The 21,484-nt window shown below is 50.1% G+C and carries 21 protein-coding genes; 12 read left to right on the top strand and 9 right to left on the bottom strand.

Annotation, left to right across the window (positions count from 1 at the left end):
• Positions 1–154 precede the first annotated feature (154 nt).
• Together JIN82_RS09395 and JIN82_RS09400 are read left to right on the top strand one after the other, a co-directional pair.
• Positions 155–478: a helix-turn-helix domain-containing protein gene (locus JIN82_RS09395; RefSeq protein WP_200311371.1), complete on the top strand. Its 324-nt coding sequence runs from the start codon at positions 155–157 to the stop codon at positions 476–478.
• Positions 478–1,728 (top strand): type II toxin-antitoxin system HipA family toxin, encoded by a 1,251-nt coding sequence (locus JIN82_RS09400; RefSeq protein WP_200311372.1) that lies wholly within the window; start codon positions 478–480, stop codon positions 1,726–1,728. Before JIN82_RS09395 ends, JIN82_RS09400 begins: the two co-directional genes overlap by 1 nt.
• A 33-nt stretch (positions 1,729–1,761) precedes the next feature.
• On the opposite strand, the gene JIN82_RS09405 is transcribed toward JIN82_RS09400, so the two are convergent.
• Entirely contained in the window at positions 1,762–2,370 is a 609-nt protein-coding gene (locus JIN82_RS09405; RefSeq protein WP_200311373.1) for a 3'-5' exonuclease, read from the bottom strand.
• Between the two features lie 383 nt (positions 2,371–2,753).
• On the opposite strand from JIN82_RS09405, the gene JIN82_RS09410 reads away from it, so the two are divergent.
• Positions 2,754–3,035 (top strand): hypothetical protein, encoded by a 282-nt coding sequence (locus JIN82_RS09410; RefSeq protein WP_200311374.1) that lies wholly within the window; start codon positions 2,754–2,756, stop codon positions 3,033–3,035.
• Positions 3,036–3,044: 9 nt separating this feature from the next.
• Entirely contained in the window at positions 3,045–3,731 is a 687-nt protein-coding gene (locus JIN82_RS09415; protein WP_200311375.1) for a hypothetical protein, read from the top strand.
• Positions 3,732–3,864: 133 nt separating this feature from the next.
• On the opposite strand, the gene der is transcribed toward JIN82_RS09415, so the two are convergent.
• Together der and JIN82_RS09425 are read right to left on the bottom strand one after the other, a co-directional pair.
• The gene (gene der / locus JIN82_RS09420) at positions 3,865–5,235 is read right to left on the bottom strand and encodes a ribosome biogenesis GTPase Der (protein WP_200311376.1); all 1,371 of its coding nucleotides are present in this window, start codon (positions 5,233–5,235) and stop codon (positions 3,865–3,867) included.
• 302 nt (positions 5,236–5,537) lie between these two features.
• Positions 5,538–6,113 (bottom strand): CDP-alcohol phosphatidyltransferase family protein, encoded by a 576-nt coding sequence (locus JIN82_RS09425; RefSeq protein WP_200311377.1) that lies wholly within the window; start codon positions 6,111–6,113, stop codon positions 5,538–5,540.
• Positions 6,114–6,274: 161 nt separating this feature from the next.
• Between JIN82_RS09425 and JIN82_RS09430 the strand changes: the two genes are divergently transcribed.
• Positions 6,275–6,745, top strand: coding sequence for a peroxiredoxin (locus JIN82_RS09430; RefSeq protein ID WP_200311378.1), 471 nt, complete (start codon positions 6,275–6,277; stop codon positions 6,743–6,745).
• A 1,023-nt stretch (positions 6,746–7,768) separates the two neighbouring features.
• Here the strand turns inward: JIN82_RS09430 and JIN82_RS09435 are convergent.
• The 3 genes from JIN82_RS09435 to carA form a co-directional block, all read right to left on the bottom strand.
• The gene (locus JIN82_RS09435) at positions 7,769–8,059 is read right to left on the bottom strand and encodes a hypothetical protein (RefSeq protein WP_200311379.1); all 291 of its coding nucleotides are present in this window, start codon (positions 8,057–8,059) and stop codon (positions 7,769–7,771) included.
• A 251-nt stretch (positions 8,060–8,310) separates the two neighbouring features.
• Entirely contained in the window at positions 8,311–9,579 is a 1,269-nt protein-coding gene (locus JIN82_RS09440; RefSeq protein ID WP_200311380.1) for an adenylosuccinate synthase, read from the bottom strand.
• 21 nt (positions 9,580–9,600) lie between these two features.
• Complete coding sequence (carA, locus tag JIN82_RS09445) at positions 9,601–10,755, bottom strand: glutamine-hydrolyzing carbamoyl-phosphate synthase small subunit (RefSeq protein WP_200311381.1); 1,155 nt, start codon at positions 10,753–10,755, stop codon at positions 9,601–9,603.
• Between the two features lie 294 nt (positions 10,756–11,049).
• Between carA and JIN82_RS09450 the strand changes: the two genes are divergently transcribed.
• The 4 genes from JIN82_RS09450 (at position 11,050) to JIN82_RS09465 (ending at position 13,192) form a co-directional block, all read left to right on the top strand.
• Positions 11,050–11,247: a DNA-directed RNA polymerase subunit omega gene (locus JIN82_RS09450; RefSeq protein WP_200311382.1), complete on the top strand. Its 198-nt coding sequence runs from the start codon at positions 11,050–11,052 to the stop codon at positions 11,245–11,247.
• Between the two features lie 40 nt (positions 11,248–11,287).
• The gene (gene smpB, locus JIN82_RS09455; RefSeq protein ID WP_200311383.1) at positions 11,288–11,746 is read left to right on the top strand and encodes an SsrA-binding protein SmpB; all 459 of its coding nucleotides are present in this window, start codon (positions 11,288–11,290) and stop codon (positions 11,744–11,746) included.
• 189 nt (positions 11,747–11,935) lie between these two features.
• Positions 11,936–12,502: a CAP domain-containing protein gene (locus JIN82_RS09460; protein WP_200311384.1), complete on the top strand. Its 567-nt coding sequence runs from the start codon at positions 11,936–11,938 to the stop codon at positions 12,500–12,502.
• 75 nt (positions 12,503–12,577) lie between these two features.
• Positions 12,578–13,192, top strand: coding sequence for a ribonuclease HII (locus tag JIN82_RS09465; protein WP_200311385.1), 615 nt, complete (start codon positions 12,578–12,580; stop codon positions 13,190–13,192).
• A gap of 64 nt (positions 13,193–13,256) precedes the next feature.
• Here the strand turns inward: JIN82_RS09465 and JIN82_RS09470 are convergent, their stop codons facing one another.
• Together JIN82_RS09470 and JIN82_RS09475 are read right to left on the bottom strand one after the other, a co-directional pair.
• Positions 13,257–14,285, bottom strand: a complete 1,029-nt coding sequence (locus tag JIN82_RS09470) for a quinone-dependent dihydroorotate dehydrogenase (protein ID WP_200311386.1) — start codon at positions 14,283–14,285, stop codon at positions 13,257–13,259.
• A 115-nt stretch (positions 14,286–14,400) separates the two neighbouring features.
• Positions 14,401–14,883, bottom strand: a complete 483-nt coding sequence (locus tag JIN82_RS09475) for a BAR domain-containing protein (protein ID WP_200311387.1) — start codon at positions 14,881–14,883, stop codon at positions 14,401–14,403.
• Between the two features lie 202 nt (positions 14,884–15,085).
• Between JIN82_RS09475 and JIN82_RS09480 the strand changes: the two genes are divergently transcribed.
• A complete protein-coding gene (locus JIN82_RS09480) occupies positions 15,086–16,210 on the top strand; it encodes an AI-2E family transporter (RefSeq protein WP_234041889.1) in 1,125 nt (374 codons plus the stop codon).
• A 145-nt stretch (positions 16,211–16,355) separates the two neighbouring features.
• Here JIN82_RS09480 and lipB read toward each other — a convergent pair whose 3' ends face one another.
• The gene (gene lipB, locus JIN82_RS09485; protein WP_200311389.1) at positions 16,356–17,018 is read right to left on the bottom strand and encodes a lipoyl(octanoyl) transferase LipB; all 663 of its coding nucleotides are present in this window, start codon (positions 17,016–17,018) and stop codon (positions 16,356–16,358) included.
• 369 nt (positions 17,019–17,387) lie between these two features.
• Between lipB and JIN82_RS09490 the strand changes: the two genes are divergently transcribed.
• Entirely contained in the window at positions 17,388–19,280 is a 1,893-nt protein-coding gene (locus tag JIN82_RS09490; RefSeq protein WP_200311390.1) for an MFS transporter, read from the top strand.
• A 185-nt stretch (positions 19,281–19,465) separates the two neighbouring features.
• Positions 19,466–21,463 carry an ATP-dependent helicase gene (locus JIN82_RS09495; RefSeq protein ID WP_200311391.1) on the top strand — a complete coding sequence of 666 codons (1,998 nt, stop codon included), beginning with the start codon at positions 19,466–19,468 and terminating at the stop codon, positions 21,461–21,463.
• The last annotated feature ends 21 nt before the right edge of the window (positions 21,464–21,484 follow it).

Consider the following 21,484-nt stretch of genomic DNA (forward strand, 5'->3'; position numbering starts at 1 on the left):
ATTAGCTAAAATAATAACTATTAAAGTTTGTTTGTATTGTTGACAGTGTGAAATTTTCACCTCCAGCTGGTCATTTTTAGCTGGCTGGGCGAGTGGTGCATGAATTGTGAATTAATAGATGGTATTTTGTCCATAATGCGTTACTTTGACAATTATGGCTAATATACCACCCTTTACCTTCAAAAACCCAGATAAGGTTTTGCGCCAGCTGGGTGAACGATTGCGTATTCATCGTTTGGCTCGTGGCTTGACCCAGGTTGAGCTAGCTGAGCGAGCGGGTTTGAGTTTGTCGACATTAAAGCTGCTAGAAAGCAAGGGCATGGGGTCCTTGCAGCGATTGCTGAAGGTGGCGATGGTGCTGGATTTGGATGTTGAGTTGGCGAATTTATTTCAGGCAGATCCTGTATTTAAGGATTTGCAGGCGGTGGAGCGCTCACAGGGCCAACGTGCTCCGCGAAGAAAACCAAGAGAAGTATAATGAGACTGGATGTTTATTACTGCGGTGCTGGCGAGCATCAATTAGTTGGCGAGTTGTTGGAAACAGCGACTGGCCAGATCTATTTTGAATATGCGGTCGATTGGCGCGAGGGTGCCAGAGAGTTGTCGCCGGTGCATTTGCCTAACGCCACGAATTTTGCGGTGACAACAAAGCATGCTGGCTTTAGCCCCTTGCATGGTTTGTTTGCAGATAGTTTGCCTGATTGGTGGGGCGAGCAGCTGATGCGGCGGAAATTTGAGCTGGCTGGCATTCCGTGGCGGCGAGTGACAGCATTGCAGAAATTGGCCTGTCAGGGAGCGCGCAGTATTGGTGCGCTGAGTTACGAGCCTAGTTTGGCGGATGATTCATTTCGCAGCTCACTAACGGTAGATGTTAGCGAGATGGTGAAGTCGGCCCAACAGGTAGTTTTTGGTCAGCTGGATGACATTGCTCCAGCCTTGTTGCGCGGTGGTATTTCTCCTGGTGGCGCGCAGCCGAAGGTATTGATTTCACTGCGTGAGAGTGATCTAGCTGAGCGCATCGATGGGCATCTGGAAGTTCACGCTTTGGGTGATTCATTAGAAGCTGGATTTGTGCCGTATTTGTTGAAGTTTGATCTCGACGACGAGCTCGGTTTGGGTCGTGAGGAATTTGCCTATGCCATGATGGCGCGTGCCGCGGGAATTGATATGGCGCCGTGTAGTCTGCTAGAAACTAGCGATGGTAGAGCGCACTTTTTGACTCAACGTTTTGACTGGGGGGCGGGCGGTCGCCGCCATCTGCACAGCTATTCTGGCCTGATGCATACGGCGGTGCGCGACGGCTTGGATTACTCGGATTTGATGGATCTAGCTAGAGGGCTAACACGCGACGAGCGCGATGTGGAAAAGTTATTTCGCCGAGCAGTTTTTAATATGCTGGCTGGCAATGATGACGACCATGGAAAAAACCATGCCTTTATCATGGAGGCCGATGGTAGCTGGAAGCTTAGCCCTGCTTACGATCTAACGCGTGCGACTAACCCACTGGTTTCTGGTGTGCGCGCGGCGGCGGTGAATGGTAAGAGGTGTGACCTGTCACGCGGTGATTTGATCAAGCTGGCTGGTGAGCAGGGGGTAAGGCGAGCGGGCGATGTGATAGATGAAGTTCAAGAAGTGGTGCGCAGCTGGCCAGAGTTTGCCCAGCAAGCTGGCTTGCCAGCGCATCTTACTAGTCAGGTGGCTGATGAGATTGGCGAATTCTCCAGCTAGCTGGTTGGCATGGATTTGGGTGATAGAAAATGTCTAAGCCCTGAGCTGGTGCCAGCTGCGCGTATCGGGAAACATGAGCAAACCGAGCTCGCTGTCGGCTAGGTCAAATTCGGCGATGAGAAATTCTAAAATAACCAATGATGCGATGGCGTCGTAGAGCGCGTCGTGCCATTGGCGGTTAGGGCATAGTTGGTCGACTTTTTCGCTCAGTTTGAAGTGGTCGCAGATGTCGCCTAGGGCGTGTGACTCTAGCTCGGGCCAGGCGGCGCGAGCCAGCTGCAGGGTATCAATCCACGGGCCAAACCCGTGCATGGGAAAGGCGTGGAGAAAACGTTTTTCGGTGCCGTGGCCGTGTGCCACTACTGGCTGGTGAGCCAGATAGCTTTTAAATTTTGGCCAGAGCATCATCATGGCGGGGGCATCTAGCAGGTCGTCTGTGGTGATGCCGTGAACTTTCTGTGCGGACCATTTTATCTCCTGCTCGCATTTGATGAATGAGACAAATGGCTGGTTGTGGCCAGCTGATAGCGACCACTGCGCCATGCCTACTTGCACGGGTTGGTCGGTTTTGCCTTTGCTGGCGCCAGCTGACTCGAAATCGATGGCTGAGAAACTGAGCTGGGAGATGGTGGTGTGCTGCATGTGTAAGGATGATTGGGGCAATTAGCTGGCGGGTCGAGTGAATTTTTGTGTGTATGATGAGTCGCCCTCAATCCATCTGGTGGCTTTGGTTTATCGGTGTTATGTGTTAGCTTTTGTGCGTTCTTACACAAGCTCTGGTGGTTGATATGTGGCGTTACACAAATAGTTGTAATATCAGCCGAACAATTGTTTACGCGCTAGATGGTTGTCCCTGCTATATTTACGGGTCTATCAAGAAATTACGACGTGAGATTAGATTTTCCAGACTTGTATGCAGTGGCCACAAGAGTATGAAAGTGCGAGCTTTGGGTGAGCCTGTCATACTATTTTCCGAGTGGTGTGAATGATGGTGGATTTACCCATTCTGAATATGGCAAATGATCATGCAGGCAATTGAACGTATAGACGAGAATGTTGTTAGTAAAGCGACGGTGCGGGCCAATGAGGCTTTTCGCGCGGAAGCTCAATTTGTTCGATATTACACCAATAAGTTAGAGGATGCTTTAAGTTTGGGTGATGTAAAAACAGCCCTGTTGATTGAGTCGGATCATACGGTAGCCGTCGACTTTGGAGATGTTACTGTGGAAAAGACTGAGCGTGAGTATAGCGGTTTTATTTCAGGTAAAAGTAAGCCTTTGGATCAAGCATTGAAAAGTCTGAGCTAGTAGAAATTGATGAGTAAGGAAAATTGGGAGTTTGATTTTCAGATCGCGGCGGTCATTTCTGAAGCCTGTGAGAAGAGCGGAGCATGCAGCGGCTGGATTCAGCGTGCAGATGAGGTGTTAGAATGTACCTGTATCAAGTCTGATGATGGTGTGCAACTGGCGGCGGAATGCATTTTTGAAATGTTATCGTCGTGCCGCACAGTTGATCGCAAGTTGAATCATCTGCTTTTAAATTTCCAAACGAACACCTTGTTAGTGGTCTTTTTATCAGACAATGCGATGGTGTTATGTTTCCAGCCAGATTTTGCGGGCAGTTATGATGCTGCTGTGGAAGTGGCGCGTTTGTCATTGATTGAGCTTGGTGCCAGCGAAGATGCCGATGAAGCGGATCTACCAGCTAGCCGACAAGTGGCTGCAAAAGCTGAGAAAGTGGCTGCACCAGCTAGCCGACCGATGAAGGCGTCGCCAGCTGAGAAAGTGGCTGCAGCACCAGTGGCTCTGACTGATCCAGCCGCTCCAGTGGCACCAAGTGCACCAGCCGCACCGGTGGGGCGCCCTGAGCCAGTGGTGGCGGGACCGCCCAAGGCGATGGCACCAGTGGCCATCGATTCAAGTGCCTTTGGCCAGGGGGCATTTGGTCTTGAATCTGACCTAATGGAGGTGCCCAAAAATAAAACTTTGCCGCCGCTGAATTAGCGAGGCGGCGATCAGGTGAGTCATTGCTTGCCTGCAGCTGGGAAGTCATTCCCAGCTGAGTGGAAAATTTAGCGACAAAAAAAGCCCACTGTCTGAGTGGGCTTTTTTGTTGAATGAAATATTATCCGAGCTTTTAGCGGCTAGGTTTGTTGTTACGTGAGCGCACGGAGAATGTGACGGGCACGCCTGGTGTGTCGAAGTGCTCGCGAATGCGGTTGGCGAGGTATTGCTCGTAGCTTTCAGCCAGCAGTCGCTTATCATTAACAAACAGCACGTAGGTAGGTACTGGGATGGCTGTGTAGTGATCGTTGACGGCTGTGGTGGCGTAGAGCAGCTTCATGCGCTTCTGACCCTTCTTTGCTTGAGGCGGGTACTTTTGCATGGAGTCTTGCAGCAGTCGGTTCAGCTGACCGGTGCCGATGACGTTTTGCGCCTGCTTGCGGATGTAGGTGATTTGTTCAAAAACGAGGCCAACGGATTGGCGATTTTTTGCAGAAACCGCAACAAATGGTGCGTAGGCGAGGAAAAAGAGCTCTTTGCGAACGTGTTCTTCGGCTTCTTCAAGTCGTGCTGAGCGGTTGCCATCCGGATGGTAGAGGTCAAATTTGTTGAGCACGATGACACATGGTTTTTTCTCAGCGAGAACCATGCGGGCAATTTTACGGTCCTGAGCGGTCACGCCAGCGGCGACGTCGATGACCAGCAGGCAGATGTCTGCACGGCGAATCGAGCGCTCTGCACGCATGGATGAGAAAACTTCAACCGATGAATCCATCTTGGTGCGGCGGCGGATGCCAGCTGTATCAATGATGGTGTGTTGTTCGCCAAGGCGCTCGTATGGGATATCGATGGAGTCGCGAGTCGTTCCAGCTACTTCGGAAACGATGGTGCGGTCATCTTTGAGGATGGCATTGGTGAGTGATGATTTGCCGGCATTCGGGCGTCCGATGATGGCAATTTTCAATCCTTCGCGGGAAACTTTTTCTTCTGCATCTTCACGCTCTTGCTCGAGGTGGGCAACATGGCCGTCGATGGTGTCAGCGAGCTGTTGCATGCCTTTGCCGTGAGCGGCGGAGACGGGCAGGCCTGCGCCAAATCCCATGCGGGCAAAGTCACCAATAACGGCATCAGCCTCGGCATTGTCAGCTTTGTTGACGATGAGCTGCACCTTGCCTTTGGCTTTGCGCATGCGCTGAGCTAGTGATTGGTCGATGGTGGTGAGGCCATCTTGAGCGTCGACAACAAACAAAATGAGGTCGGCAGTGCTCATGGCAATATCAGCCTCGGTGGTGACTTGCGCGCCAAATCCATCATCGAGCATGGCGCCAATACCTCCTGTATCAACGATGGTGCAGGCTGTCTTGGTCAGCTGTGATGGTGCGGCGATGCGGTCGCGTGTCACGCCCGGCATGTCGTGAACAATAGCTATGCGACGACCGACTAGGCGGTTAAATAAAGCTGATTTGCCGACATTTGGTCGGCCTACGATGGCGATTTCAGGCATGATGAGATGAGTTGCTACTTATTTTGACCACGACAAATTCCGCAATGGCTGGAAGTTTGTGGTGACTTTGTATTCCAATGATCTGCGGCCAAACTGAAGTAATGGCAGAAAAGGGATAAGGCGTACAGCCTGCATGCCAATTTGCGTTGGTCATGTCTATTGCCAGATGGCATCTGCCAGCTCGGCAGGTATTCATTTTCTGCAACCATCACGTGTATTCATAGAGGTCGCCTAAAGGCGGTGTCTCTTATTAATGTGTAATATTCAAGCCAATCCGCAAAGAAATGATGAATCGCGGGAAATTATTTTGCTTTCGGGCGCATCTGGATACCCATTTTTACATAAATCACACCAGAGACGAGGGTGAAAAATGCGGCCAGCAGTGCGGGGTAGATGGGTGAGATGGGGATGATTTTTAGCATCACCCAGGCGAGCAGAAACATCTGCGTCACCGTGCAAACTTTGCCTACCCAGTGTGGGCTCATGGGCACGTAACCATTGAGGATTTTCAGCACGCTGATGCCGGCAATCATGATGATGTCGCGTCCAACGATGATGGCGAGAAACCACAGCGGGATGTTCCATTCGTCACGGCCCCACGGGAAAAAGGTCAAAACCACCACGCCTGTGAGTAGCAAGGTCTTGTCAGCCAGCGGGTCCATGAAGGCGCCGAGTTTGCTGCGCTGGTTGAATTTTCGTGCGATGTAGCCGTCGAGTCCGTCGCCAAGCGCAGCGGTGATGAAGGTGGCCATGGCGAGGTAGCGCCAAATTTCAGCTGGCTGGCTGCTGGTCACCGATAGACTATAGGCGATGGCAAAGGCGGCAAACACCGGCACCAAGGCTAGCCTAGCAAATGTGATTTTTGTGGCTGTGGTCATGATGTTGGGTGTGTGGGAAAGCTCAGGGGGATGACTGCAAGTTAGTGATGCTGGCTAGCTGTGCAAAGCAAAATTTCTTAGCCTAGCTGATTGTTATTTTTTCTCAGTGATTGGCCATTGTAGCATTGGCAATGCTTGGTCGCCTGATATCTTGCCGCCACATGAAACCTGAAATTGGAAATCAAGCACCCACATTTTCCGCTCGTGCTGTGGGGGGCGCGTATGGTGACGGAGCCGAAGTCAATTCTAGCGAGCTAGCTGGCAAACCAATCGTCTTAGTATTTTACCCTAGAGATAATACTCCTGGCTGCACCAAGCAAGCCTGCGCGATGCGCGACAACTGGAGCCAGCTGGATGGCTTGGCACATGTCTTTGGCATCAGCGCAGATGACGAGCTGAGTCATAAAAAATTCATCGAAAAACAATCATTGCCATATCCATTGCTGGTGGATGTCGAACGCGAGATCATCGACGCTTACGCCGTGTGGAAGGAGAAATCCATGTACGGTAAGAAATTCTGGGGAATCGAGCGCAGCACATTTATCATCGATGCTGATGGCAAGCTGACCCATGAGTTCCGTAAAGTTTCTCCAGCTAAGCACTTGGATTTGATCCTCGAGGCGCTCAAATAAACCATCATAGCGGCTGGCTAGCAGTATGAGGTGACGCAGCTGCATTGAGCATAAGTCATCTAGCCAGCTGCAATTAAAAACTAATGTATGATATTCTCTTGACTCGCTGGACGATCTAGAGATGATGATCTTTCTCACATCCCGAAGGCTAAGGGATTTCATGTTTTGGGAACTGCAGCGCAATCATGCTGAGTTGGCATGAAGGTTGCTTGAAAGACGTTGAGTTCATCATTCGTATGATTATGAACTTTCAGGTGATCTCCCATATCGCGGGTAGTTCAATGTGACGTAAACGTTACTACCTGTTTGTTGTCTGATTGGAGAATAAGCTCTAATTAGTTATGTGATCGCAATGATCCGTGCTGTGAATCAGCGAGGGAAAACTTGCGACAAGAAGAAAAGAGATCTCAAGGTGAGATTTCTGCAGATAGAAAGGAAACGATATTATGAATAACAACAAATTAAGTGCTCTGGCCGCCATCGATTACGATGTGATGCTAGGTAGTGTTGTAAGTGATAACTCGCCGGTAAAGGTGAGTTAGTAAGCAGAGTTGCCGCACTTCATCGTGTGTGCTTGACGAGCAAGTAAGCGCTTGCTCATACCATAAGGGTAGGGGAGTTCATTAACTTGAACCCCCCTATTTTTTTGACCTAATTGATGGCTTTTTGATAATTAAGCACGCTATTGACAAGATTTATCGATAAAGTGATTCGTAATTGAAACTTACGTGTAAATCGACTTGCTTTTGCCGGCTAGTGAGGGTATCAATCACATGTCTCTGGCAGGTTATTGTGCTAATGCCTATTAGAGATGTCGGTCTAATCGACCGAGTGTGAATATGAGATTCAGGTACTTTTTATTAAGTTCTGGTCTTACGTTTTCATTTATTGGTTTCCTCGGTCGTCCATTGGGCGGCCGAGGTTTTTTATGCCCTAATGGTCTAATAGCTAGCTAACAAAAAACCACCACTCTGGTATGAGCGGTGGTTAATTATTGTTTGGTTTATGAGTTTTGCTAGCTGATTAGCTGAGCGCTTTAATGGCCTCCTGCCAGTCGGTGTGTTGGTTGCCCTCGCGGCCCGAGCTCGTGCGCTCGAGGTAGATAAGGTAGGCTTGTTGGGAGATTTCCTCGTGGCTTGGGGTGCTTGATACTGTAGCTGCTGGAGTAGTCGCTTTTTTAGCGGCTTTTTTGGCCACCTTCTTAGCGGCTTTTTTAGCAGTTGATTTTTTAGTAGCTTTTTTAGCGGCTACTTTTTTGGTGGTTTTTTTCGCAGCTTTTTTTGCGGATTTTTTTGTCGTTTTTTTAGCGGCCATAGTATGGATAGGTTAGGCTAATAGCCAAGAGGCTTAGGGAGGGTTAGTTACAATGCAATGAAGCAAATGTTGGACCAGATCTATCTATTGTTGTGTCAATTTTGTCAATAGCTAGTATGTGTTATAAATGTAACAATCTATCAGAGTGTTAGCATTTGTTAACCTGTTGCTGATTCGTTTAACCTAAACGACCAAAAAAATGACCCCAGCTGCAAGCAGCTGAGGTCATTAGAAGTTAGTTTCGCTAGATGCTAGACGAAAATTGTCTGCTCGCGATCAGGGCCAACACCAACGTATTTCACAGGAGCTCCGCAGAGTTCACCGATACGGTTGAGGTAGGCTTGTGCGTTAGCAGGAAGCTCGTCAAATGTGCGGCACTGAGTAGTGTCAGCCTGCCATCCTTTAACGGTTTCGTAGATAGGTACAGCTCTGTCCCATGCTTCACGGTTAGCTGGTGGGAATTCGTGGCGCTCGCCATCGATTTCGTAAGCTACACAGATGTCGATGTCTTCGCGATCATCGAGGCCATCAAGAATGGTCACAGCGAGATCAGTCACACCGTTTACCATGCATGCAAAGCGCACGAGCACGGTGTCGAGCCATCCGCAGCGACGTGGGCGACCGGTAGTGGCGCCAAACTCCATGCCTTTGGCGTGGAAGTAGTCTGAGATGTCATCGTTTTCAGTGATGAATGGACCTGAGCCAACACGTGTGGTGTATGCTTTACATACGCCAACTACACGCTGAACGGCGTGTGGTGGAAGGCCTGAGCCTGTGCATGCGCCACCTGCTGTGGTGTTTGATGATGTCACGAATGGGTAGGTGCCAAAATCAACGTCGAGGAAGCTGCCTTGGGCGCCTTCAAAGAGGATGGTTTTGTCTGCCTTCCAAGCTGCGTGCAGCATTGGAATGGTATTGGTGACGTGTGGGCGAAGGCGCTCAATAGCTGGGCGAACTTCGTCGAGAACTTCTTGCGCGTCGAAAGTTGGCAGGCCAACTTTGCTGAGTGTCGCGTTAGCGTCAACGAGGCGAGTTTCGATGCGCTCAAGGATAGTTGAGTCATCAAGTAGGTCAGCCATACGGATGCCGCAGCGGTTTGCTTTGTCAGCGTATGTTGGGCCGATGCCACGTTTGGTGGTGCCGATTTTCTTAGAACCCAGAGCGGCTTCGCGAGCTGCGTCGAGTTCGCGGTGGTATGGCAGCACGATGTGAGCGCGGTCAGAAATCTTGAGCTTGTCAGCAGTTACGGAAACGCCTTGCTCTTCGATGTTGGTGATCTCCTTGCAGAGGCCGATCGGGTCCATGACGACGCCGTTGCCGATGATGCATTCTTTCCCTTCCCAGAGAATTCCGGATGGGATGAGGTGGAGGATGTATTTTGTGCCGTGTGCGATGACGGTGTGGCCGGCGTTGTTGCCACCTTGACCACGGGCGACGATGTCGGCGTGTTCGGTGAGATAATCAACAATCTTTCCTTTTCCTTCGTCTCCCCACTGGAGGCCGCAAATAATGGTATTCATGAAGTTGGTGTCTAGTTAAGCTTAGGCGTTAGTTTGCGCCTTCGTTGCGTCGATGAGATCTGCGAATTCCTTAAAGAAGTAGGCGGCATCATTAGGTCCTGGAGCTGCCTCCGGGTGATACTGCACGCTGAAGATAGGGTACTTCTTATGGCGAATGCCTTCGCAGGTATTGTCGTTGAGGTTGATATGAGTAACCTCAATGTCTTCGGGAAGTGTCTCTTGGTCGGTAGCAAATCCATGGTTCTGTGACGTGATGGAAATTCTGCCGGTGCGGAGGTCCTTAACTGGCTGGTTGCCGCCGCGGTGACCAAATTTGAGTTTGAATGTTTTGCCGCCAAATGCGTGAGTAAGAATTTGGTGACCGAGGCAGATGCCAAAGATTGGCTTCTTGCCGATGAGTTTTTTGACTTCAGCGTGGATGTAGTCGAGCGCTGCTGGATCTCCTGGTCCGTTGGATAGGAAGATGCCGTCAGGATTTTTTGCTAGTACGTCTTCTGCTGAGGTGCGTGAATTTACCACTTCAACTTCAAAGCCATTCTGACGCAGTGAGCGCAGGATGTTGTGTTTTACCCCAAAGTCGTAAGCGACGATTTTGTGGCGCACAGGAGGAAGTTCGATGTAGTTGCCTACTTGGCCGGTGCTGGCATTAGGAATGGTCCACTGACGTGATTCTTCTTCCCAGAGGTAGCCGTCTTCGGTGGAGACTTCTTTTACAAAGTCAGATCCTTCCATGCTTGGCGCATCTTGAGCGGCCTTGATGGCTTCTTCAGTGCTAAGCTCGGTGGTGAGGCATGCGCGCATGGCACCAGCTGATCGCAGGTGTTTGGTAAGTGCACGTGTATCGATGCCTTCGATACCGATGATGTTGTGCTCAGCGAAGTAATCCTCGAGAGCTTGGTTTGAGCGCCAGTTGGATGCGCGTTTACAAAGTTCACCGATTACAAATCCTCTTACGTGTGGCCCTTTGGACTCGCTATCTTCTGGAGCGATGCCGTAGTTACCAATCAATGGGTAAGTCATGGTGACGATTTGGCCACGATAGGATGGGTCGGTGATAACTTCTTGATATCCTGTCATGGAGGTATTGAAACAGGCTTCGCCTGTTGTGGTACCTGTGTGTCCAAAGGATTCACCTTCAAATGTACGTCCGTCTTCTAGAGCGAGAATGGCTTTCATAGCTGCGACGGGGGACACTAAGGAGATTCTTCCCAGATGCAAGCTTTGTACGCAAATTATCATCGAATTTCCGTGTTTTTTGAGTTTTTGTTTGGTCAAGCGTCGGAATATATATACTTCAAAGAAAGATTGGACTTGATTGTTGGTTGAGATTATGATCTTTCTGCGCGACCCGAAAGTTACTTCGGGTTATAAAATTTTCATTATATTGATTGTATGGACGCCAACTCTGAACCCTCAAACGTGATTCCTTTTGAGCAGCCAGAGCCAGCTCCCGAATATCCAGCCACATCCATGAAAAGTCATCTTGTCGAAAAAGCAGCTGAAGTGATCGAAGATCCACAGATTCTCGTAAATCTCGTATCGAAGCGTGTAGCCCAGCTTAATTCTGGTCGTTCACCATTGATTGATACCTTGCCTAGCATGGGAGCAGCTGACATTGCTCTCACTGAGATTATTGAAGGTAAGATCAAGATTGCCGAGAAGAAGTAAGCTCATTGGCTTTCTTTTCGTGATTCTAAATTAATCCACCATGAGTTCTGAAATATCGACAAACCGCAAGGCGCGTCGTGATTACCATATCGGCGACACTTACGAGTGTGGCATCGAGCTGAAAGGAACTGAGGTGAAGTCAATCCGCGCTGGTAAAGTAAACATCGCGGATTCTTTTGTGCGCATTGAGCGCGGCCAGGCATTTTTGTATGGTTGTCATATTCAGCCGTGGGAAACTGCGGGTGAGTGGTTTCAGCACGCCGTGACGCGTCCGCGTCGTTTGCTGTTGCACAAAAAAGAGATTCTCAAGCTCGACCAAGAGCAGGCGCAAAAAGGCTGTACGCTGCCGTGTCTGCAAATGTACTGGAGTGGCCGTCACGTCAAAGTGAAGGTAGGTGTGGGTAAAGGAAAAACCCACAGTGACCAGCGTCACGACCTGAAAGCGCGCACTGAGTTGCGCGAAGCGCAGCGTGAGATGTCACGATTTAACCAGCGCTAATCTCTCCAGCTAGAAATATTATTTCGCCTTCTGCTTCGCTGCAGGAGGCATTTTTTTGTTTGTTGTCCGCGATGTTGAGGATGTAGGGGAAATTTAATTGATTCGATTTTCCTGACTTATCTGAGCTAGAATATTATCTTCTTTTATCTGCGAGATAGGCGCTGGTATGGTAGGTTTATCCTTTTACATATGAATACACAAACAATGAAATCATGGGCGTCCCTCATCGCGGTAACAATGGGCGCGCTAATTATGAGCTCCTGCTCGGGGTCCGTAACGGCAGATCCGCCATCCAGCAAAGAGGCCGCCATTGCCAACGAGCTCTTTGGCATGGTGAATGCCAAACGCCAAGCTGCTGGGCTGAATAAACTAAAACCTAATGGCACGCTGAATAATCAGTCGCGCAAGCATACCAAGTGGATGATGGAGAATCGCGCCAAATTCCGCTCTGAGGGGCGCGTGAGCCAGCTGCATAATTATGGATCGCACAGCCGCAGTTATTACGCCACCCAGCAGCTGCGAGTGGAGACTGTTTCTGAAAATGTCATTGCTGGCTGGAGGTTGAAAGGTGACATCGCGCAGGGCATCTTTGATGGCTGGGTGAGGAATAAACGTCAGCGTGAGCAAATGATGGACGACTATTATTATACTGGCATTGGTGTTGACATCGACGACGAGGGTTACGTTTTTGCGGTGCAGATGTTTACTTCGGCGCCGCGCCCACGTGGCCGTAGTCTCAACCCAAATGTGCAATAATTAGAATCGCCTGACTGAGGCGAATTCATTCGACTTGAGGTTGGCTGCGTGTATCAACACGTAGCCAATTTTAAGATGCCTGATTTAAGTTACGAAAAAAAATGCCAGTCAGCTGGATATAAGTCTGTTGCTGGTGTGGATGAAGCGGGCCGTGGTCCGCTAGCTGGGCCGGTTTCAGCGGCTGCGGTGATTTTGCCAGCTGGCTACAAAAATGACCTGCTGGATGACTCCAAAAAACTCAGCGAAAAAAAGCGCGAGCTTCTGTATGACGAAATCATGGCTGACGAGCGCATCATTTGGTCGCTGTCATTTGCCGAGCCAGCTGAGATTGATGAAATCAACATCCTCAAGGCGACTCATGCTGCAATGGCGCGCGCGGTTGATGGTTTGGCTGCGCAGGTGGATTATTGCCTGATCGACGGCTTGCCTGTTCCCGCATTTCCCTACGAGCACGAGGGGATTGTCAAAGGGGACTCGAAGAGCTTGTCTATCGCTGCGGCGAGTATCATTGCTAAAGTTTCCCGCGATCGCAAGATGCTCGAGTATGCTGAGCTTTACCCTGAGTACGGATTTGAAAAACACAAAGGATACGGCACCAAGCAGCACCGCGCTGCGCTGGATAAACATGGACCGTGTCCGATTCACCGGCATTCATTTAGCCCGGTGGCTCAGTTGAGTCTGGGGATTTAGCTTTAAAACAAAATCAGCCAGCTGGATGGGATTTCCAGCTGGCTGAAATTATTGAGAAAATGGATTACTTCAGCGACTTGAGGATGTCGTGAACGAGTGGTGGGCCGTGGTAGATGAAGCCAGTGTAAAGCTGCACAAGCTTGGCGCCCGCCGCAAATTTATCTTTAGCATCGTCGGCTGACATGATGCCGCCCACGCCGATGATTGGGATCTGCTCGCCAAGGTGGGAGTGGAATGCCTTGATCACTTCGGTGGATTTCTGAGTGACTGGTGCGCCAGAGAGGCCGCCAGCTTCATTCGCATGTGGTTTGCCTTTGACGGCTTCGCGGCTGATGGTCGTATTGGTGGCGATGAGGCCGTCGAGCCCTTCATCGAGGAATACTTTGGCGAGATCTTCGATGTGTTGTGGCTCGAGATCCGGAGCGACTTTGAGTGCGATTGGGCAATATTTACCAGTCTCTTTGGCCAGCTTGGCTTGCTCTTTTTTCAGCGTCGCAATGAGCTTGGCTGTGGAATCGGCGGCTTGCAGGTCGCGCAGGCCAGGGGTATTTGGAGAGGAAAGGTTGACGGCAATGTAGTCAGCTACTTGCCACGCTTCGCGCAGGCAGATGAGGTAGTCGTCGATGGCATTGTCATTAGGGGTGTCCTTATTTTTGCCAATGTTGAAGCCCTTGATTCCAGTGAATGATTTTGACTGCTCGACGTTGTGTACGCCTTGCTGAATGCCCACATTGTTGAAGCCCATGCGGTTGATGATGGCTTCATTTTCGATGATGCGAAATAGTCTTGGCAGTGGGTTTCCTGGCTGCGGGCGTGGCGTGATGGTGCCCATTTCTACAAAACCAAAGCCGAGGCGACCGAGGGCATCAATAGTGGTGCCTTCTTTGTCCAGTCCAGCTGCTAGGCCCACTGGGTTAGGGAATGTTAATCCCATGCATTCTACAGGCTCAGCCTTAGGAGCTTTTCCAGCTACCGCACCAAGCAGGCTGATTTCTTCTAGGAATCGAAGCCATTTGAGTGAGAAATGATGCACGTCCTCGGCATCGAATCTAAAGAGCTGGTTGCGGACGAACTTGTATTGGCCTGGAGTCATAGTGTGATTAAGTAGCTGGGTGGTGCTTGAGTTTGGAATTTCGGCATAGCCCAAGATCTGGGTTTTGTCTAGGGCTGGGTGAAAATCCCTAGTTTCGCAAAGCCGCTACTGAGCGCTAGAGCTGAGCTTGATCTTTAACCAGCGTGCCCATTTTTTCAAAATCTCCTTGCTCACAGCAGCGCACAAATCCTTCCGCCACACCTTTTAGCTGGTCCCAGCATTGGCGAATGTCTTGCGCTTCGTCTGGGTCGATGGAGTGGTCTTTGGCGGCGTGAGCAATTTGTGTTAGCATGTGAGAAAATTGCGCAATGATCTCGTTAGCCGCTGGCAGAACAGCTAGGTCGTTAGGTTTTTGGTGGTCTGGGTTGGGAACGTAGTAGCCGTCACATTGTTCGCACAGCCATTCGATGATGCCTTCGTGGCTGGTGTGATTGTAGATTTCCACCACGCGATCTAGCGGGTTGCGGCTGCCAGATCCCAGCTCAGATTGTTCCTGAGCCCATTTGTAAACAAGTGATAATGAGACGCCTAACTCAGATGCCACTAACTTAGGGCTAGAGTTATCAAATGCTTCTTTAAGAACCTGGTGTGATTTCATATCACTCGTATAGTGAGAATTTGATGGGCATGCAAGTCCTAGCAGTTGTAATAGCTATTTTAGCTGAAGCCACTCATAGGCATTGCTTGTTTGCAAAGCCGTGTCTATATTAATGCAGGTAGTGTCATACAGGCACTGCGGGCGAAATTAGATTATGTCGACAACTGTTAAGAGCGCAGACGCGAGTAGAGTTTTAATTGCAATGGCAGCCGTGGTCATTGTCGTAGCTGGGCTTAAGGCAGCTTCGAGTTTTTTTGTGCCACTTTTGTTAGCGTTCTTCATTGCGTCCGTTAGTTTTCCTATCACGGCATTTTTGCGCGATCGCAAGTGCCCATTATTTTTGGCGGTTCTGATTACCGTGATTGTCGACTTTGCCTTTCTAGCTGGAATCGTCGTTATTAGTGCCATTTTAGCAACGGATCTAGCGGAAGCCTCACGTATGGACAGTTACAGCCAGCGCATGTACCAGGTGGTGATGCAATGGGCTGACCAGCTAGAAGAGCTGGGGGTGGAAAATGTCCGTGCTGATTTTGAGAAATTTTTCAAACCGGACACCTTGTTGGAGATGGTAGATCCGGTGACTTCGTTAGGTGTTTTCACTGCGGCTGGTGGTTTGCTGACCAAGTTGCTTAGCACCAGTTTTGTGATCTTCATTTTGCTGATCTTCATGCTCAATGAGGCGCGCATGTTTGGTCGTCGTTTTCAGGCTATCTTCGAAGCTAGAGGACCTAACTTGCAGAGCATGCTCACCGCGACAAAGGATATTCAGAAATACCTAGGGATTAAAACTTTAGTTAGCTTGGCCACGGGTATTCTTGCTGGTCTGTTATGTTGGGGTGTTGGCGTTGAGTTTCCATTTTTATGGGGAATCCTAGCCTTTGGATTGAATTACATCCCAGCTGTTGGTTCTGTCATTGCAGGCATTCCGCCAGTGTTGATTGCGCTGCTGATGCACGATGGCAAAACCGCGCTGATCATGGCGGCTGGATATATTGCCATCAACGGGTTTCTCGGCAACTTTGTCGAGCCAGCTCTGCTCGGCAAACGCTTTGGTTTGTCCACTGTGGTGATTGTTATCTCCGTGCTCTTCTGGGGCTGGGTTTGGGGGCCAGTTGGCATGCTTCTTTCCGTGCCGCTCACCATGTTGCTCAAAGTAGCGGTTGATAACAGCTACGAGCTGCGCTGGTTAGGTGTGGCTATTAGCAAGGGGAAAGACAAAGAGCACGATCACGAGGAAAGGCAGATTTTGGCTGAAGTCGTTAGGCCTAATGAGGAAGTTAAAGCACAAAACTCGCAAGATGTCGCTGAAGGCGAAGCGCGCGGTTAACTTGTGATTTGTTTGCTCATCTAGCTGGCGCAGCTTGCGTCAGCTGAAATGATTAGCTATGCGCAACTAGCTGACAATGCGCTGGTGATTGGCGCGTTGCTTATAATCTTTGGGGGTAAATTGGGCGTTTTCAAGCTGGCTGGAACTACTCGGTGAGTTTTTTGCTGATGAACTCCTGCTCCATCTCGTGCATGATTTCCTGCAGGTGTTTGATGGTTTTTTGCGCAAATTTGTGAATATCAACCGGCTGGTTGAGTTCACTTTCCACGCTGGTCATGCTGACATCAGCAATGCCGCATGGGGTGATGGCCTGAAACCCACGCAGTGACTCGCGTGTCACATTAATGGCGTATCCGTGCATGGCGATCCATTTTCTAACGCCCACACCAATCGAGGCAATTTTGCGATTTTCAATCCATACGCCGGTGAGTCCGTCGCGGCGTCCAGCTGTGATGTCATATTCAGCTAGCGTGCGGATGAGTACTTCCTCGAGCGCGCGGATGTATTTGTGCAGGTCGTTGCCAACTGTGCGCAGGTTGATGATCGGGTAGCCAGTGAGTTGGCCAGGTCCGTGGTAGGTTCCTTGGCCACCGCGGTTGATTTCAATATACGGATGTGGCAGTGACTCGGGGTTGCCGAGCGACGATTGATCACGTGTGCGGCCGATGGTGTAGATCGGCTGGTGCTGCAGCATGTAATAATGGTTTGGGCAATCGCCGTCGACGATGGCTTGCAGTTTTTCCTGCTGCATCTGCATGCCGGCGTCGTAGGGGATGTGGGAATCAATCCATTCGCTGCGAATTTCCATACGCCACCGCTAAACGTAGCGCGCCGATTAGGCAAGTCTTCAATGGTTTGTCTCGGCTGGAAGTGTCAGTAGCCAGATGGATTTTTCGCCACCGACTCGGCTAGTTGGCAAGTTTGATTATTTCTTTGAATAGAGCGTCAGCTGGTGCGTCAAAAGTTTGTTCTGCGGGCTATTGGTGCAAGAATATGGCCGATCGTGTGAATTCCCTCGCAAAGTTTGATTTTTGACTGGTGAAGGAGTGATGCTGTGGCAGTGTCTCCACGCAATTGATCATACGTCTGGTGCAAAATGCAAATCTTTGCATAATTGTCAGATGTCATAACGTACATGCCTTTAACAAGAGCAGATACATTAACCTAGAAAAATCAAGTGAGCGAAAAAAAGAGGAAACAACACGTAACCGCATTGGAGGATAGAATCCCGTTGAGTAGGCTGATTGCCTATGGATTTGGCGGATTGATCCCGATTGCTTTGTTCAACATCGCCGGTCAGCTGATGGGCGTCATTGGTAACATCGGACTTGGTCTGAGTGCTTTTTGGCTCGGTGTCATTATGATTTTCCCGCGTCTTTGGGATGCGGTTACCGACCCGCTGATGGGTCATATTTCAGATAATACCCGGACTCGTTTTGGTCGTCGTCGCCCGTATATTCTCTGGGGTGGCCTAGGGGTTGCGATTAGTTTTGTATTGATGTGGTGGGTGCCAGATGGATTGACTGACAACGCCCAGCTCGCTTATATCTTGGCTTTCTTGCTGGTTTTTTACACAGCGTGTACAATGTTTGAGATTCCTCACGGTGCCCTTGGCATGGAGATGTCTAAGGACTCCAACGAGCGGACTCGTTTATTCAGTGCTAAGAGCTTCTTTGGTAATTTGTTTGCCATGGGTACTCCATGGTTGATCGCGCTGGCTACTTGGAGTGCCTTCAGTGGTACAGGCGGCACCATCAGTGACGGCATGAGATACGTCTCCATGGTGATCGCTATGATTTTGATTCCGCTGGTGATTTGGTGGTTCTTGGCGACTCGTGAGCCAGATGCTGAGCTAGTCAATAATATGGAGAAAACTCCATTTTGGCACGACATGAAGGTTACCGTGACCAATAAGACATTCATTGCTCTGGTTGCCATTATCTTCATTGTGGCGCTTGGATTCAACTTTGTAGGTATTTTCAGTTACTACATTAATATTTTCTACCTCTACGGTGGTGACATCGCCGCTGCTGGTAAACTCCTTGGTACCACGGGTACCGTCTGGGCGGTGACTGGTGTATTTGCCGTTCTCTTGCTGCCAACCGTTGGTCGCATGTTTGGTAAATCCAAGGCGCTGATGATTTCTATCTTGCTGATGTGTTCAGCGCAGATTTCTAAAATCTTCTGTTACAATCCAGATATGCCGTATCTGGTTTTGATCCCAACCGTGCTCTTATCTATCGGCATGGTATTCTTCTTCACCATGGCTGCTTCTATGGTTGCTGACGTTTGTGATGAAGATGATTTGAAAACAGGGGTTCGGAAACAGGGTAGCTACTACGCGGTATTTTGGTGGTTCATCAAGATGGGCATGGCTTTTGCAAGTTTTGGTACCGGTGCTCTACTTACTGTCAGCCAGTTTGATACCGATCAGACAACGGAGGTGGACGGTGTGCTCGGGCCAGCAGCTGTGTTGATTGAAAATGTCGACAACGAGCTGGCTAAGGGTCTGCCACCTGTGCCGCCAACATGGCAAGATAAGGCGACAGCGCCAATCGAGAATGCTATTCGTTTTGTGACAGGTCACAGACGCGTGAATGCTAATGACGAATTCACTCAGGAGGAATTGATCGAGCAAACTGATTCAGCGCTGGAAGCGACAGAGAAAACTATCAAGCTATTCAATCAGCGAGTAGACGAGCTGGGTGATCACGAGCGATCCGAGCACTATGCTGAGCTGCTCACTCATTTGGCTGAGATCGAGACATTCTACAAAAAGGTGAAAGAATCACCTGAGCTGCACATGCAAGATCTTGAGGCGCTGAAGAAAGAGCTCGACGTCGTGCAAGTGGATTCCATGAAGCTGAAAATGCAGGCGCCAGACATTCTGCTCTGGATCCGTCTTATCGAGATTGGTGTGCCTCTGTTATTGAGTGCCTTTTCTCTCACCATGATTGCGCGCTACAGACTCACTGAAGACCGTGCCCACGAGATTCAAGTGCTTCTCAAAGAGCGTAATGCGAAGCTTAAAGCTGAGATGGCTGAGAAGTCAGCTGAACAAAATGCTTAATCCAGCCAGCTGGAAATAATTTACCAAAGCCACGGGGTGATTGCCTCGTGGCTTTTTTGTTTTGTCAGCTGGATGATCCAGCTAGCTGGAAATGGGGCGCTTACGAGCTGCGGCTAAACGTCTTGTGCAATGTGGTCATTCTCGATGGTTGACGAGCGGCGGCTGGCTGGCTAAGAACGCGCCGCATGTCGTTTAACTTTAGCAGTCTCAATCCAGCCCAGCGCGATGCGGTATCAAATGTCGATGGACCAGTGCTCATCCTAGCGGGAGCGGGCACGGGAAAAACGCGCACGGTGACTTGTCGCATCGCCCACATGATCGAGCTGGGCGTGAAGGCAGAGAATATTCTGGCGCTGACCTTTACCAATAAAGCGGCGGCGGAGATGCGCGAGCGGGTGGCTGGCATGGTGAGCAAATCAGCAGGCAAAGAAGTGACGGTTTGTACCTTCCACTCATTGTGTGTGCGGCTGCTGCGTCAGGATATTGAGAAGCTCGGGTATAAGAAAAATTTCACTATTTTCACCGGCAATGACCAGACAGGCACGATGAAGCAGCTGATCATTCGCAAAGGTGGCATTCAGGAGAAAATCGAGCCCGGCGTGATCTTGTCGTATATCTCGAAGGAGAAAAATGGCGAGCACGTGCCTGAAATGGCTGACGACGAATTTTTACAAGATCTAGCCAACGCGTATAAAAACGAACTACGCGCGCAGAATGCCATCGATTTTGATGATCTGCTGGTGCTGGGTGAGCGGCTGTTGCGTGAGCATGCCGACGTGCGAGCGGTTTGGCAGGATCAATTTAAGCGCATCACCGTGGATGAGTTCCAGGATACCAATGGCCTGCAGATGAAACTACTGCAGCAGCTGGTGAAGAGCCCTGAGCACCACGTCTGCGTGGTGGGTGATGATGACCAGAGTATTTACGGCTGGCGCGGTGCGGATGTGACCAATATCCTCAACTTCGAGCGCTTTTTCCCAGATCCGCACATCATCCGGCTGGAGGAAAATTACCGTAGCTCGGAGGCCATCATTCACACGGCGAACTCAGTGATCGTCAATAATATTGGCCGCCGCGAGAAGCAGCTGCGCGCGGTGCGAGCTGGTGGTGATAAATTGCGAGTCATCGCCATGCCTGGTGATGAAGAAGAGGCGGAATTCATCGCCGAGGAAATTCACGAGACCCATTTTGTCAATAAACGCCCGCTGGAAGATATCGCGATTCTTTTCCGCACCAATGGCCAGATCCGCAAGCTCGAGCACGCGCTGCGCGAGCTGAAGATTCCTTACCGTATGGTTGGCGCGCAGAGTTTTTACGACCGCAAAGAGGTGCGTGATACCTTGTCCTACCTGCATGTTTTAGCCAATCCAACCAGCGACGTGCACCTGCTGCGTATCCTCAATGCGCCACCGCGTGGCATTGGTAATTCGTCAGCGATTTTGCTCAGCGACCTCAGCCGCGAAAAACAATGCAGTGTGTGGGAAGCGATGGGCAGCCCTGAAGCGAAAGAAAATTTATCCACCCGCGCGTTCAAGGCGGTGCAAGCATTCAGTGAGATGGTCGAGCGCTACCGCGAGGAAATGGAAGCGTGCCGCGAAAATAAATCTGAGATCCTCAAGCGCATGATGGCGGAGATCGAATACATCGAGTGGGTCAAACGTAACTGCAAAACCGAGAGCGAGCGCGACATGCGCCACGAGGGCATGTCTGAGGTGATCTCAGCGCTGCATCAGGCATCGCGCCGCGGGAAAACTTTGCAGAAATTCCTCGATGATACCTCGCTGGAGCGCGACAAGGACGATGATGATTTGGAAAAACAACGTGGGGTCACATTGATCACTCTGCATTCATCCAAGGGTCTCGAGTATCCGCTGGTTTATCTGGTTGGGCTGGAGCAGGGGATTTTGCCTCACAAGCGCAGTGTGGAAGAAGGCACTCTAGATGAAGAACGCCGCTTGTTTTATGTCGGCATCACCCGCGCTGGCGAACGACTCGCCATGACTTGGTGTGCGCGCCGCAAAAAATACGGCGAAGAGGTGATGGGGCAAGCTAGCCAGTTCATGGGCGAAATGGATCCTAAATTCCTCTCCCACGAACATTACGACGATATCATGGGCGCCGAGGCCAGCGAGGAAGATACAGAGAACTTCTTTGCCAACCTCAAGAGCCTGCTGGATGATTAGGCCGTTAGTTTCCGGCTGGTC

This window comes from Persicirhabdus sediminis (assembly GCF_016595495.1).
Lineage (GTDB): Bacteria > Verrucomicrobiota > Verrucomicrobiia > Verrucomicrobiales > Akkermansiaceae > Persicirhabdus > Persicirhabdus sediminis.

Coding starts and splice junctions, on each gene's coding strand:
- JIN82_RS09395 (WP_200311371.1), top strand. CDS start 155: ATGGCTAATATACCACCCTTTACCTTCAAAAACCCAGATAAGGTTTTG.
- JIN82_RS09400 (WP_200311372.1), top strand. CDS start 478: ATGAGACTGGATGTTTATTACTGCGGTGCTGGCGAGCATCAATTAGTT.
- JIN82_RS09405 (WP_200311373.1), bottom strand. CDS start 2,370: ATGCAGCACACCACCATCTCCCAGCTCAGTTTCTCAGCCATCGATTTC.
- JIN82_RS09410 (WP_200311374.1), top strand. CDS start 2,754: ATGCAGGCAATTGAACGTATAGACGAGAATGTTGTTAGTAAAGCGACG.
- JIN82_RS09415 (WP_200311375.1), top strand. CDS start 3,045: ATGAGTAAGGAAAATTGGGAGTTTGATTTTCAGATCGCGGCGGTCATT.
- der (WP_200311376.1), bottom strand. CDS start 5,235: ATGCCTGAAATCGCCATCGTAGGCCGACCAAATGTCGGCAAATCAGCT.
- JIN82_RS09425 (WP_200311377.1), bottom strand. CDS start 6,113: ATGACCACAGCCACAAAAATCACATTTGCTAGGCTAGCCTTGGTGCCG.
- JIN82_RS09430 (WP_200311378.1), top strand. CDS start 6,275: ATGAAACCTGAAATTGGAAATCAAGCACCCACATTTTCCGCTCGTGCT.
- JIN82_RS09435 (WP_200311379.1), bottom strand. CDS start 8,059: ATGGCCGCTAAAAAAACGACAAAAAAATCCGCAAAAAAAGCTGCGAAA.
- JIN82_RS09440 (WP_200311380.1), bottom strand. CDS start 9,579: ATGAATACCATTATTTGCGGCCTCCAGTGGGGAGACGAAGGAAAAGGA.
- carA (WP_200311381.1), bottom strand. CDS start 10,755: ATGAAAGCCATTCTCGCTCTAGAAGACGGACGTACATTTGAAGGTGAA.
- JIN82_RS09450 (WP_200311382.1), top strand. CDS start 11,050: ATGAAAAGTCATCTTGTCGAAAAAGCAGCTGAAGTGATCGAAGATCCA.
- smpB (WP_200311383.1), top strand. CDS start 11,288: ATGAGTTCTGAAATATCGACAAACCGCAAGGCGCGTCGTGATTACCAT.
- JIN82_RS09460 (WP_200311384.1), top strand. CDS start 11,936: ATGAATACACAAACAATGAAATCATGGGCGTCCCTCATCGCGGTAACA.
- JIN82_RS09465 (WP_200311385.1), top strand. CDS start 12,578: ATGCCTGATTTAAGTTACGAAAAAAAATGCCAGTCAGCTGGATATAAG.
- JIN82_RS09470 (WP_200311386.1), bottom strand. CDS start 14,285: ATGACTCCAGGCCAATACAAGTTCGTCCGCAACCAGCTCTTTAGATTC.
- JIN82_RS09475 (WP_200311387.1), bottom strand. CDS start 14,883: ATGAAATCACACCAGGTTCTTAAAGAAGCATTTGATAACTCTAGCCCT.
- JIN82_RS09480 (WP_234041889.1), top strand. CDS start 15,086: ATGGCAGCCGTGGTCATTGTCGTAGCTGGGCTTAAGGCAGCTTCGAGT.
- lipB (WP_200311389.1), bottom strand. CDS start 17,018: ATGGAAATTCGCAGCGAATGGATTGATTCCCACATCCCCTACGACGCC.
- JIN82_RS09495 (WP_200311391.1), top strand. CDS start 19,466: ATGTCGTTTAACTTTAGCAGTCTCAATCCAGCCCAGCGCGATGCGGTA.